Annotated in this window: 10 protein-coding genes; 3 read left to right on the top strand and 7 right to left on the bottom strand. The window is 48.0% G+C overall.

Translation table 11 applies throughout. The features are described from left to right. Positions 1-25: 25 nt before the first annotated feature. From BMW79_RS14590 to BMW79_RS14575, 4 genes are all read right to left on the bottom strand, one after another. Positions 26-868 (bottom strand): glycine betaine ABC transporter substrate-binding protein, encoded by an 843-nt coding sequence (locus tag BMW79_RS14590; RefSeq protein WP_089895942.1) that lies wholly within the window; start codon positions 866-868, stop codon positions 26-28. Positions 869-879: 11 nt separating this feature from the next. Continuing rightward, positions 880-1,710 carry an ABC transporter permease gene (locus BMW79_RS14585; RefSeq protein ID WP_089895940.1) on the bottom strand — a complete coding sequence of 277 codons (831 nt, stop codon included), beginning with the start codon at positions 1,708-1,710 and terminating at the stop codon, positions 880-882. 24 nt (positions 1,711-1,734) lie between these two features. Next, entirely contained in the window at positions 1,735-2,928 is a 1,194-nt protein-coding gene (locus BMW79_RS14580; RefSeq protein ID WP_089896896.1) for a quaternary amine ABC transporter ATP-binding protein, read from the bottom strand. A 65-nt stretch (positions 2,929-2,993) separates the two neighbouring features. Next, on the bottom strand, positions 2,994-4,085 hold the full coding sequence (locus tag BMW79_RS14575) for a hypothetical protein (protein ID WP_218150314.1): 1,092 nt from the start codon (positions 4,083-4,085) through the stop codon (positions 2,994-2,996). 528 nt (positions 4,086-4,613) lie between these two features. Between BMW79_RS14575 and BMW79_RS14565 the strand changes: the two genes are divergently transcribed. Both BMW79_RS14565 and BMW79_RS14560 read left to right on the top strand, forming a co-directional pair. Next, positions 4,614-5,891, top strand: coding sequence for an OmpA family protein (locus BMW79_RS14565; protein WP_089895935.1), 1,278 nt, complete (start codon positions 4,614-4,616; stop codon positions 5,889-5,891). Between the two features lie 160 nt (positions 5,892-6,051). Further along, positions 6,052-7,635 (top strand): Na+/H+ antiporter, encoded by a 1,584-nt coding sequence (locus BMW79_RS14560; RefSeq protein ID WP_089895933.1) that lies wholly within the window; start codon positions 6,052-6,054, stop codon positions 7,633-7,635. A 42-nt stretch (positions 7,636-7,677) separates the two neighbouring features. Here BMW79_RS14560 and BMW79_RS14555 read toward each other — a convergent pair whose 3' ends face one another. Together BMW79_RS14555 and BMW79_RS14550 are read right to left on the bottom strand one after the other, a co-directional pair. After that, on the bottom strand, positions 7,678-9,588 hold the full coding sequence (locus BMW79_RS14555; RefSeq protein WP_089895931.1) for a DUF3857 domain-containing protein: 1,911 nt from the start codon (positions 9,586-9,588) through the stop codon (positions 7,678-7,680). Positions 9,589-9,591: 3 nt separating this feature from the next. Then, entirely contained in the window at positions 9,592-11,607 is a 2,016-nt protein-coding gene (locus BMW79_RS14550; RefSeq protein WP_177192173.1) for a DUF3857 and transglutaminase domain-containing protein, read from the bottom strand. 64 nt (positions 11,608-11,671) lie between these two features. Here BMW79_RS14550 and queG point away from each other — a divergent pair, with 64 nt between their 5' ends. Then, a complete protein-coding gene (gene queG, locus BMW79_RS14545; protein WP_089896895.1) occupies positions 11,672-12,586 on the top strand; it encodes a tRNA epoxyqueuosine(34) reductase QueG in 915 nt (304 codons plus the stop codon). Here queG and BMW79_RS14540 read toward each other — a convergent pair. Then, positions 12,583-13,383 (bottom strand): hypothetical protein, encoded by an 801-nt coding sequence (locus BMW79_RS14540; protein WP_089895926.1) that lies wholly within the window; start codon positions 13,381-13,383, stop codon positions 12,583-12,585. The two genes, queG and BMW79_RS14540, sit on opposite strands and share 4 nt — an antisense overlap. Between the last annotated feature and the right edge of the window lie 61 nt (positions 13,384-13,444).

Here is a 13,444-nt window from a genome sequence, read left to right as displayed (position 1 = left end):
CATAACTGCACCTGTTATCTCTCGCTTAATCCCACTGTTTCACTAATTCCTGGTTCTTACCGATCCAGTCCTTTACAGCAGCATCTTCCTTACCATCCGCGTCGGCCAGTGCGCCCATCAGGGAGCCTAACTGTTCACTGTTCAACTGAAACTTACGGAAGAAATTCACGGCTACGGTGTCGGATACACTGAATTCATTGTTGGCAATGGTCTGTATCTTTTCTGTTTCTCCGAACACCTTTTTAGGATCTTCCAGGAAACGGAGCTGGTAACGGGCAAACATCCAATGCGGGGCCCAGCCGGTAATTACCACCGGTTGTTTTTCATCGATGCTCTTTTTCAGTGTAGCCATCATCGCTGCTTCACTGGAGGATTGTAACTGATAGTCCAGACCGTAATCTTTCACTGCCTGTTCTGCTTTATTCATGATACCGGCGCCGGCATCAATGCCAACGATGTGGCCATCAAATTTCTTCTTTGCTGCATTCAGTTCTTCTATACTTTTTACAGCTACATAGTCGGGTACTACCAGGCCAATACGCGCGCCTTCATAGTTGGTATTCAGCACGGTTACTTTTTGTCCGAATGTTTCCATATAATTCTGGTGAGTAACGGGCATCCAGGTATCGAGGAATACATCGGCATCACCACCGGCCACGGCGGCGAATATGGGTGCTACATCTGCATTTTTGAGCGTTACGGTGTAGCCTTTCTGTTCGAGGATGTTTTTGGCCAGTTGTGTCATGGCCACACCTTCTGCCCAGTTTACATAGCCAATGGTAATTTTCTTTTCGCCTGCGCCGTTGCCGGAATTACAGGCGGTAAAGCCAACCAGTGCAGCCAGGGCGAGTGTAAGTAATTTCTTCATATCAAATGGTTTTAGTGTTTAGCACGTTGTTTTTTCTTTCCGAACGACTGGGTAATCCGATCCAGGATAATGGCCAGGATCACCACGGCGATGCCACCTTCGAAGCCCAGTCCTATTTTGAGCTGGGTAATCCCTTTCAGGACCACTTCTCCCAGTCCGCCTGCAGCGATCATCGCAGAAATCACCACCATCGACAAGGCCATCATGATGGTCTGGTTTACACCAGCCAGCAGCGTAGGCATAGCCAGTGGCAACTCCACTTTAAAAAGTAACTGCCTGGAAGTAGCGCCAAAAGAGCGGGTGGCTTCCACAATATCTTCCGGTACCTGTTTAATGCCCAGGGTGGTTAAGCGCACAGCAGGCGGCATGGCAAAAATAATGGTCGCGAATACGCCGGGGACTTTACCGAGGCCAAAGAATAATACCGCAGGAATGAGGTATACGAATGCGGGCATGGTTTGCATAAAGTCCATCAACGGGCGCATCACTTTACCGGCAGTGTTGTTTTTTGCGGCCCAGATGCCCAACGGAATCCCAATCAGCAGGGCAATCACAGCAGACACGAGGATCAGTGCCAGTGTTTCCATGGTTTGCCCCCAGTAGCCCATGCCATAGATGAGGCTGAGTCCCAGCAGTGTCATTGTCCCGACACCCCATCCGGCCCTCCTCCAGGCCAGCAATGCCAATAAGGCGATGACCACATAAAAAGGGGTAAAGGTGAGCAACCATTGTACGCTGTTCACCATGGCTTCCACACCTACTTTTACCGTTTTGAAAAACGGCCCGCAGTTATGGGTAAGCCAGTTAATGAATTGTTCTATATATGTTCCGATTTTAATCATATCAATTTCGTTTGTTCGTATCAGTTATACCGGCTGATTGCCGGTGGTTTCAATAATCAGGGAAGTCTGGGAAATAAGTCCCAGGAGTTTGTTGTTCTTCGGATCCACTACGGCTACCGGTTTATCTGTTTCTGCGATAAAAGGGAGCATCTGCTCCACTGTAGTATCCGGATAGGCCACGGGTACATCGCGGTGGATGGCGGCTTCAATGGTGGGTTCGCCACGTTTCTTTACTTCCAGTACTTCGCGGAGATACACAAAGCCGAGGAAATGTTTATCCACCGTAACCGCCGGCAGGATGTCGAGCCCGGTGGCGCGCATCTTACGCAAACTACCTTCCGGGCCATCTTTACGGAATACGGCCATGGTAGGTTTGGTATCCATCATGGAAGAAGCAGTGATAATGGTTTTGCGGTCTACTTTCTCTACGAAAGAAGACACATAATCATTGGCTGGTGCGGTGAGGATTTCTTCGGGGGTACCTACCTGGATGACTTCTCCGTCTTTCATAATGGCGATACGGTCGCCCAGGCGGATGGCTTCATCCAGATCATGTGTAATGAAGATGATGGTCTTATGCATTTTTTCCTGGAGGTCGAGCAATTCATCCTGCATCTGGGTACGGATGAGGGGATCGAGTGCAGAGAATGCCTCATCCATCAGCAATACTTCAGGATCGTTGGCCAGCGCGCGTGCGAGACCTACACGTTGCTGCATACCACCGGATAGTTCGGAGGGCAGCATTTGTTCGTAGCCCTTCAGACCTACCAGTTCCACTACTTCCGTGGCTTTGGCGTTCCTTTCCCGTGGCGCCATGCCCTGGAGTTCCAGGCCAAAGGCAATATTTTCCAGAACGGTGCGATGTGGCAGCAATCCGAACTTCTGGAACACCATGGATATTTCCTTTCTGCGGGTTTGTTGTAATGCCGCTTCATTGAGGGCAGTGATGTTGGTACCATTGAGCAGGATATCACCGGCGGTGGGCTCTATCAGGCGGTTCAGGCAGCGCAGCAAACTCGACTTGCCACTGCCGGAAAGTCCCATGATAACAAAGAACTCTCCTTTTTCTACTTGGAACGAAGCATTCTTCACGGCCACGGTACAACCGGTGGCATCGAGAATGTCTGCTTTGCTTTTACCTTCCCGGAGCAGTTGCAGCGCCGTCTGACGTTCGCGGCCAAAGATGAGGGTGAGGTTATCGATTTGAAGTTTAGGCATCTGTAAAGTGTTTAGCTGTCCGCTGCCGGTGAATCTTTTCTCCATTAGCGTGTAGCGGTGAATAATTAAAAGTAGTAGCCGATGTTCATGTTGAACCGGCTATGCCATCCGGCATCCGTATTTCCGGCAGCAAGGGCTTCTGTCCATACAGGACCCAGCCATGGATGGTTCTTTCCGGCGGCCCAGTCTATATAAGTGTAGATGTGCCCGGCGGTGATCATACATCCCAGTACATTCATCTGTGTATCTGCAAAACCGGTTTCCGGTTTATGCATATAGGAGTAATCGTTGTAGAAAGTAAGTGTGCTGACCGGCCCCCAATGCACCGGTTGTGTATACGACAGCGAAGCGGTGTGCATAAAGCTGCGGGCAGCTACCTGGTAAGCAGCGCCGTAGGCCGCCATGTCTATTGCTTTTTCAAACTGCGTTGAGTCGGCAACGTTATATTGATAGTACATCGACTGCAGTTTGAGATTCCACCGGCGCCAGTTAAGATTGGTATGTAGTGCAGCGGCCCAGTGGCTTCCCATGTTGCCTGAAGGGATGTTGTACAAACCACCCAGCATCACGGAAGCGCCTATACTGTTATTCGCATCAAAGAAATATTCCGTGCGCACATTTCCCTGGTTTACTTCTTTATTTCTTCCGGCTACATCGTAGGAATAACGGCCCGGATCTATTTCTGTTTTATCACCAAAATTCAGTTCCTCTGCGTTCTTGAAAAACGCGACCTGGTAAAGCCAATGGGGATTGCGTCGTTCAAATTTGACCCCCATGTCGTAGTCATCTTCCTTACCTACATAATAAGGCAGGTTAAAGAACCAGCTGTGGGAGTTGTAGGTCTGGTTACCAAACGGCACCTGTGTAAGGCCGATGTCGATATGTGTGCTGTCATTAAAGTGATAACGAACGTATCCTTCCTTTAGCATGGCGCCGCCAAAGTCCTTCGAATAAAAGCGGTATTCGGCGTGCAGTGATAAGCCTTTCCACGCCGCATCTGCATTAACACGGAACATATCGAAGCCGAAATCGCCACCCCGTTTTACCTGTTCTTTTTTCCAGGTAGAGAGGTTGTAATTAAAGCGCAAGGCTCCGCCTATGTGAAAGGTGGGCTTATCTTTTCTGGTTTCGGTACTATCCTGTGCAACAACAAGCATACTGGGCAAGAGAAGCAGTAAGCATAGCAAAAACCAATACGATGATTGTTTAATCATAGTTATCAATTTTTAAATATGTTTAAGCTGATCTTTTTCCTGGCGACATAGGAATTCTATGTGCATGCAACTGCAAAAAACAGCTAGCCGGAAAGGGAAACCGGGCACGATGTGGCCCGACAAATGATCAAATCCAATAAATATTGACTGTTATAGCGTATTGCATCGTGCGCGGAAGGCACATTCAACAGTCGGAAATTGCGTTAAGCGAAGTAAAGGTACGATATAATGACCGGGCAGCCAAGAGAAAACGATAAAAAAGTTCACATCTACCTAAAAATCAATCTCTTAATAATCAGCATTTATATGTTAAAACTTATATCTGAATGTTTATTATTACGGGAATCAAACAACGCGGGCGGCTCTGTTGTTATAAAAGTCCTTGCAGTGCAACTGTACATTCCTGCTAACAGCTGGATGATTTAGAATCAGAACTATCATCACATTCTTCATCATTTAAACCCTACAATTATGTCTTTCGATTTACTGGAAAGCGCTAAAAGTATTTTCAACAATAATGTCGTTAGTCAGGCTTCCTCACAACTGGGAGAAAGCGAGGGCGGCATCCAGAAGGCTATAGGTGGTATTATACCGGTGGTACTAACAGGCTTGCTGAATAAAGCCGGATCAGCCGGCAGCGCTGGTGGTTTGCTCGACCTGGTAAAAGGAGTGGCAGGAGATGCAAATCCCTCTGCTATTACCGGCGCCTTACAGGGCGGAGCAGGCGGTTTACTCAGTAAAGGCGCAGACCTGTTACGCAGTTTATTTGGCGACAAGGTAAATGCGATCATCGGCATGTTAGCTTCCTATGCCGGTATCAAGGAATCATCTGCCAGCACCCTGCTGCAATCCGCAGCACCGGCCACGCTTGGCACAGTAGGACAATACGCTGCTCAAAACAATCTATCTCCCAACTCCTTCCTTTCCCTCCTGGATTCGCAGAAAGACAAGATCCTGGGAGCCATTCCGGGAGGATTGAATATTGCAGGTGTACTCGGACTCGCCAATATCGGCGACCTTGGCAAAAAGCTGGGCGGCCTGCTTCACCTGGATACGGCTACTACCACTGGTGGCGCCGTGAATATAAAACCGGAGGCCAGATCCAGCAATCGCTGGGTATGGTCGCTACTGCTCATTCTCGTTGCCATTATCCTGTTATGGTACCTGATGCGTGGCTGCGGAAGCGGTAAACACGACAATACCGTTATCACCGATAGTGTTACTACCAGTCAGCTGGCCGATTCTGCCACCATGAGCGTTACGGAAGGTGGCCCGGTAGTTACCCGTGAAAGCATCCAGGTAACACTGCCCGATGGCACCGTACTGGACGCCTATAAAGGTGGTATAGAAGACCAGCTGGTCACTTTCCTGAAAGATGACAGCCGCCCGGCCGGCAAGGATGTCTGGTTCGATTTCGACAACCTCAATTTCAAAACCGGTAGTGCGGAGCTTACGGAAGAAAGTATGAAACAGGTAGGCAATATTGCTGCGATCATGAAGGCATTTCCTAAAGCTAAAATCAAGATTGGCGGTTATACCGACCGTACCGGCGATAGCACCCTGAATCTGAAGCTGTCGAAAGACCGCGCAGAATCTGTGGTAACTGCCCTGAAGAACAGTAAAACTGATACCAAACAATTACTCGGTGCAGAAGGCTATGGTTCACAGTTTGCCAAAGCTGCCGCTACAGCGCCTGACGAGGAAAAGAAAAAAGACAGGCATATTTCTGTGAGTGTAAGAGAAAAATAACAAGAAGAGCTGAATAAAGTAAGAGCTGCCTCATCATCTGTGTGGGGCAGCTTTTCTTTTGAAACGAACGGGGAAATCTGCGTATGTGGGGAGCCGTGACAATATGTTAAAGCCCCAATTAAAAAAATTGATTTTACTTTGGCATACTTATGATTTCCATATGCATCAGCAACTACCCCTTCTTCTGGCCCTGGTAGCCATTATTGTATTGATTGAAATGCTGGCAACCAAATTAAGGATTGCCTATCCTGTGTTGCTGGTAATAGCCGGGTTATCGGTGAGCTTTATACCCGGGCTGCCGAGGGTACAGATCGACCCGGATATGATCTTCTTTATTTTCCTGCCGCCGTTGTTATCTGATGCCGCCTGGAGTGTTGCCTTCAAGGAAATGTCCAAATGGTGGCGCATGATTGGCAGCTTTGCATTCCTGGTAGTGCTCTTTTCAGCCTTTGCGGTGGCGCTGCTGGCCAACTACCTGATCCCTGGCTTTACACTGGCGCTGGGTTTTCTTCTCGGCAGCATCGTATCACCACCCGATGCAGTAAGCGCGGGAGCGATCATGAAATTTGTAAAAATCCCCAGATCCATGGCAGCTATACTGGAAGGGGAAAGTTTGCTTAACGATGCGTCTTCTCTGATCATTTTCAAATTTGCGCTCATTGCGGTAGGTTCGGGACAATTCATTTTCCAGGAGGCATTCGTTGATTTTTCCTGGATGGTAATGGGTGGCGTGGGACTTGGGTTGATATTCGGATGGCTCTTCATGCAGGCGCATAAACGCCTCCCTACCGATGCGCCATCAGATATTGTGTTTTCGCTTATTGAGCCTTATTTCCTTTACTGGATTGCCGAAACGGTGCATAGCTCCGGAGTACTCGCGGTAGTAACGGGTGGCCTCTTCCTGGCCAACCGGCGTTTCTCCTTTCTGTCCAGCTCCAGTCGTGTGATGGGCCGAAGTTTCTGGGAAGCCCTCATCTTTATCCTGAATGGTGTGGTGTTTATGCTGATCGGCCTGGAACTGCCGGAAGTGGTAGCGGGTTTACGTGCGGACAATACCCCCCTGAGCGAAGCTATTTTTTATGGTGTACTGGCCACTGCGGTACTGATCTTTGCGCGGATTCTCAGTTCATATGCCGCGATGCTGGCTACACGTATATTCCGACCCGGTGTGGCATCGAAGATGCTGAGCAGGAGTACACGCCGTTTACTAACGTTGCCGCTGTTAATGGGCTGGACCGGCATGCGGGGCGTGGTGTCCCTGGCAGCAGCATTGGCTATTCCTACCCAACTGCATGGCCACCCGTTTCCTCACAGGAACCTTATCCTGTTTATTACTTTCGTGGTGATCCTGCTTACGCTCCTGATACAGGGCCTTACGCTGCCCTTTCTTATCAGGCGTTCGAATATCAATGTTCATACCAATGAAGAGCCGAAAGATGCGCTGAAAGCGAAGGTAAAAAGGTTGATGGTGGAGGAAACAGTAAGACTATTAAGAGAAAAACAAGTGAAAGGGCTGCTTACCGACCAGAAGTTGCAGCATATGATTGAGCAATGGGAAAATAAAATCCGGCAACCGGAAAATGCAGGCTTAAGTGAAACCGCAAAATATCATTACCTGGAGTTGCTGGAAGAGCAGCGACAGTTCCTGGTCGGGATGAACAAGGATCCGGAATTTCCGGACGAGATTATCCGCTGGCAGATATTCCAGATAGACCTGGAAGAAGAGCGGATCAAGCTTTTATAGTTAAACAACAAAGCGGGCCAATGGCCCGCTTTGTTGTAGTGCTTATTCCTTTACCAATACCAGGCGGCTACGGTCGGACCGCAAAATTGCCCCATAGAATTTAACCAGTTCGGGATAATCCGCTGCCGGAAAGATCCCATCCTTATGTTCTATCTTTCGTATATACGTCAGGGTATTCCCCTTCAGGGAAACGCTGGCACTGTAATGGCCAAACTTACCTGTAATGGTTACCGGCTGCGGAAGCGACTCCGGCTTATATCCTGCCGGCAGGATAATACTCGCAGAGTCAATATCCCGGTAAGGAAATTCAAACTGGAGTTCTGAAACACGTGGGCCTTCTTCCTCTAATTTCCTGCCACTGCGGGTCATGATATTCGGCACTACGAACATACGTTTACCCGTTACCGTTGCATAGTTGTTTGCTTTGATCTGTATATGTTCTTCAATAGAAGGAAGCGTTGTGCCGTTTTCTTTACACTGGTAATCGTTAATATCATAGCTCCCGAAATCAAGTCCTTTGCGTAACAGTTCCAATTGTTTTTCACGACTGAGTGAATGCAGGCGGTCGTGCAGATGGTCCTGCTGCAAACCGGTATAAAAAGTACTGGCATTGATATCGATATTACCACTGGAATCGATAGTAGCCGTAATATGCCGTATCTGTTCGTTGCTGCTGATTCCATATACCGGTGTATGCGCGAGCTTACTGTTTTCTGCATCTACCAGCAGCACTGGTCTGTTGTCCGTAAAATTACCCAGATAACCGGCGGGCAGTGTATTGCTGGTACATTCCAGCCAGGTGGTATCTTTTTCGCCGGGTACACAGAGGATCACGTGGTTGAACTGCGGAGAGGGAAAATCTGCTTCAAAGCTATGCTCGTCGTCACCTGCTTTTACCAATGCCCAATTGGACCTGATACCAGCTTCTTTGAGCATCGACATCATAAAGTTTGTCAGTGCTTTACAATCGCCATATCCGTTTGCAGCTACCGAAGCGGCATCAAAGGTTTGCCAGCCGCCAATTCCCAGGGTGATATCGATATAACGGTAATTCTGTTGCAGGTATCGATACAATGCTTTTATCTTCTCTTCCCGGCTGAGTCCCTGTGTGAGCGTGGCTACTTTGCTTTTGATGGCATCGGGCAATACGTCGCGGCCTTCATTCAGCTGCCAGGCAAATTTGCCAAAGTCTTTCCAGGTATTCAGGTTACCCTTAAACCCTCCCATGGTAAAGTCCGATGGGCATAGCAATATGCTGGGAGTACGGCGATAGAATTCTGTGGCGTATGATTCCTTCTTCATCGCGGGTAGTTGCTTTACTTCCCAGGTATAAATCTTATTTTCTTTTTCTGTGGTGACCACCGGCTGGCCATTGTAGCGATAGCTCTGATACCGCAGTGCGTATGTGGCGGGTGCTGTTATTGTCAGTTTACCCAGTTCTACGGTGCAATCGCTTCCTGCCTGCGGTGTCCAGGAAGGTAAAAAGAACAGTGAATTGTAACGCATTTCAACAGTATATTCTACCGTATAAGGATATACGCTGTAGTTGAACTGATGATGTTTGATACGGGTATCTGTCATGAGTGTACCTCCGCCCGCACCGCTCACATCCTGGATATCGCTTTGTTTCAGGCGTTTCACCAACCGGCCTTCGGCATCAAACAGGGCGCCGCTGATAGAACGGATATCCTGTAATTTGTTATAGAATAACATCACTTCTGTGTCTTCCGCACCCGCTTCATCAAGTACGGTAGTCACATAATGAAAAATGACCCTGGCCTCTGTCTCATCAATTATTCTGATGGTGGTTTCATCGATGCGCCTTACCAGGTGCGCGTCCTTTTTCAGTGAGTCGGGAATATCTTTTGCAGGGTATACCGGATCTCCTCCTTTTGCGGTAGGAGCCGCCATACACAGTAACAGCGCCAGACCGGTTGATAATAGTTTACCCATACTTTATTTTTTCTTTTTTAATACAATCTGCTCTGCTTCCTTCTTCACTATGAGATCATAAAATTCACGCAGGGAGGGATAGTCTTCCGGCGTGAAGTTGGCCTTGGTCAGCCTTACGCGGCAGCGCAGCTGGATGTGCCTGTCTACCTGCTGGATGAGGTACTGGAACTGGCCTTCGTTCTCATTATAATTAGCGATGGCTGGTTTGGGTATTTCATCCACTTCATAACCATCCGGGATATCCATGTTGAAAGAAAACACTTCATCATACACGGCATTCATTTCCACGGGGAACTTACGTTCCATAGCTTTGAAGGGATTCCTGGTGGTAGCTTCATTGAGAAGTGGATTGATGTATAATATATCTCCCTCTCCCATCTGCATTTTGAAATCGTATTTTATCATCACCGGCGACTCCAGTTCTTTGAGGTCCTCGATAGCTTTATTTTCCAGTGAGATTTCGCCCGTATAGGATTTTGTCACCTGTTTAAAATACTCGTCTATACTTTTCTCTTTCACTGCTGCTCTTACGCCGAAAGACTCCAGGTAGGTGGGTCTTTGTGCGAATGCACCGGATACCATACCATTCTCTATTTTTCCGAGGATAACGCTGGTATACTTCTGTTCTCTCAGTGAATCTGCGCCCAGGATCACAGGTTCTGCAAACTCGTCGAGCATCCTGGCTGCGCCGTTGTAACATCTGGCAGGCAGTTTTCCAAAGCCCATCAAAGGTTCAGAGGCATCCAGTTTTACATATTCATCTCCCAGGTTCAACCCAACAATCAGGTAATTAAAGTGGGTATATAAAGGATAGAACTGGTATACGTATCCGTTTGCGCGGGTGCTGAGTAACAGCGGCGTAGCAAACAGGTTTGCTTTTTTCAGCATGGCCACCAGCAGCATATTGATCTCCGCCACATTACCACTCTTTGAATTGAAGACGGATTTCAATGATTTATCCATCCACATGGTACTGTAGTTGCTACAGGTATAATTATCGCGTACCCAGTTATAGATATTTTTTGCTTTGTCGGCATCTGTTTTGGCGCCTTTTGTCAGCTCCTCCACTTTATCAGACAGGAAACCGTTGTTAGGTTTCAATACGCCTCCCAGGTATTCTGATTCCATCAGGTCTTTCATCAGTTGCGGCCAGGTACTTTGTACCGGCTTACGTGGCTCGTCGGGCCAGTTGTAGGCCGACAGCTGAAATTCTATCCGGTTTACGTAGTTATCTACTGTAGTGATAAAGCTTTCCTGGTTAATGGGTGGTACATCTTTCAGTGCCCATTTATAGGTAGATACCTGTGGACTCACCGTAAAAGACCTGGCAGAAGCCATACTTCCCGACGCATCTGATCTGAGCGAGAAAGTAGTACGGGAAGCTGTTTTTGTTTTCACCACATATTCTTCATATCCCTGAGGGATCAATACATAATCAAAATATTCAGGAATAGCGACGCTGTACTCACTCCATAAACGGGGGTATTTGCCCTGGAAATCCCAGGAACGTAAATGTCTGAAAAAAGGAGAGGTGACACTAAAGGTATATTCGATGATAGATCCAGGTTTCACGGCTGGTAACGTAAATCTTTTTACCATGAGTGACTTATCCTGTTTATCGTTGAAAACGTTTTCGCTTTCCAGTTTCGTTTCCACGATCTGACCGTTTTCAAGATTATAGGTAGCTGCTTTCAGGTTTTGGAGACGTTCTTCTCCTGCCTCTGATTTATTGAGGGATACCTGCACGGTAGCTACGTCGTAGCCATTGGGATCGATGATCTTAAACCTGCGGTGTACTTTATAGATGAGCCGGAGACCGTTTCCATCTGATTCAAAAGCAGAAGAACCTATTTCGGATAAAACAATGGCATGGGCGCCGGTATCTTTCTCGGATCTCTGAATAGCAAATTCTTCTTTGGAAACTTTGCCGAATTTCATTTTACTACCATCCTGGGCATAGGTAAACAAGGCGAACAAACAGCCGACAACCGTCATCGGCATTACAAAGGTATAGCGCATACAGTTAGGGCATATGGGATAATATGCCGGCCTAAGATATAAATAATATAGTAATTTTGCCCGGATGACCCACACTTTATTCATAAAAGAGCTGGCGAAAGAACTGGGATTTGACCATTGCGGCATTGCAAAAGCGGAGCAGCTGGACGACGATGCGCGCAGGCTGGAAAACTGGCTGAATAAAGGTATGCATGGCAACATGCAATACATGGAAAATCATTTCGACAAAAGGATAGATCCGCGAAAGCTCGTAGATGGCGCGCAATCGGTGATCACCCTGCTGTTTAACTACTTCCCCTCCGAGCGGCAACGCGACGACGCCCCGCGTATTTCCAAGTATGCTTATGGAAATGACTATCATGAAGTAATCCGGGCACGGCTGAAAACCATGTTATTACGGATGCAGGAGCGCATTGGTCCTGTGCAGGGCCGCGGTTTCGTAGATTCTGCACCCGTACTGGAGCGGGCCTGGGCAAAACGCAGTGGGCTGGGCTGGCTCGGTAAAAACGGTAACCTGATCCATAAGCAGGCCGGTTCTTTTTTCTTTATAGCCACCCTCATCACGGATATCCCGCTGGAATATGACGGACCGGTAGCCGATTTCTGCGGCTCCTGTACGCGTTGCCTGGATGCCTGTCCTACGGAAGCTATTGTGGCGCCCGGCGTGGTAGACGGCAGCAAATGTATCTCCTACTTTACCATTGAGCTGAAAGAACAACTGATCCCTGATAAGATGAAAGGGCAGTTTGATGACTGGATGTTTGGCTGCGATACCTGCCAGGATGTTTGTCCCTGGAACCGTTTTGCCAAAGCCAATAAAGAAGCCGAATTTACTCCGGTACCGGCTATACTGAACTTTTCTACCCGCGACTGGGAAGAAATGACAGAAGAAGCTTTTAAGACCATCTTCCGCCACTCCCCCCTGAAGCGCAGTAAATTTGCCGGTATCCGGCGAAATATCAATTTCCTGAAATATTAGCGGTTGGCTGCTTTTATGAGCCATTGCGTCAGATCCCCTGCTGCCTCATAGTTCTGGAAAGATGCCGGCAGCCTGCTCCCATTCACATATTCGTTGTAAAACCAGGGGTCACCCACAGCAAACACGGTTCCCCTGCCAACTCTGGCAACGGCCATGATTACATGTGCACCGTCCTTATATACCGCACGGGCGGGCGATTTCAGCGTCAGGGTAGATAACTCCTTGATATAGACCTTTCTTCCACCCCGGAATATTTCATGCCCTGCAGGGATATGAAACGCGCCCTGTTCCCAGTTCTGCCCCTGTACCCGGTTACGGCTATCTCCGTTAAAATGAATTCCGAATTTTTCGCTGAGGAGATTAAAGCGTGCAAACTCCGCATTGGCAGAATCATTTTCCAGCAATACCAGTACCCCACCAGCTTTTACCCAGTTGTAAATAACACCGGCATCCTTTTCATTCATGTAGTTGGGATGGGCAGATTCTTTTTCGGTATCCGGGTCTATGATGATATAGATCCCCGTCTTTTTCAGGTTGGCGGCGGTGGGCGCCGTCAACAGGCTGTCTTTTTTCACGCCAAGGGAATCAAAAATATGCCCCCAGAGCGATACACCCCCATCATCCGTTTCCCCCCACACGTAGTGCCACCTTACCGGGTTGCCGGCCTTATCCGGCTTTGATTCATTATTGTAATAATAGTCTAGCGTAACAGTTCCTCCCTTAGCGGGCGACAACTGCGCGAAGGCGGCAGTGATCACACCTCCTAACAGCATCATACTTAAAGCAATACGTTTCATGGATTTTCAGATTGGCAAAAAAATACTCATTTATCTTTAAAGATTATAATCTGAAATTATC

Origin of the sequence: Chitinophaga arvensicola, from assembly GCF_900110835.1 — a bacterium.
GTDB classification, from domain to species: Bacteria; Bacteroidota; Bacteroidia; order Chitinophagales; family Chitinophagaceae; genus Chitinophaga; species Chitinophaga arvensicola.
Note: the sequence above shows the minus strand (reverse complement) of the source record. Positions and strands in the feature narration are given on the sequence as shown.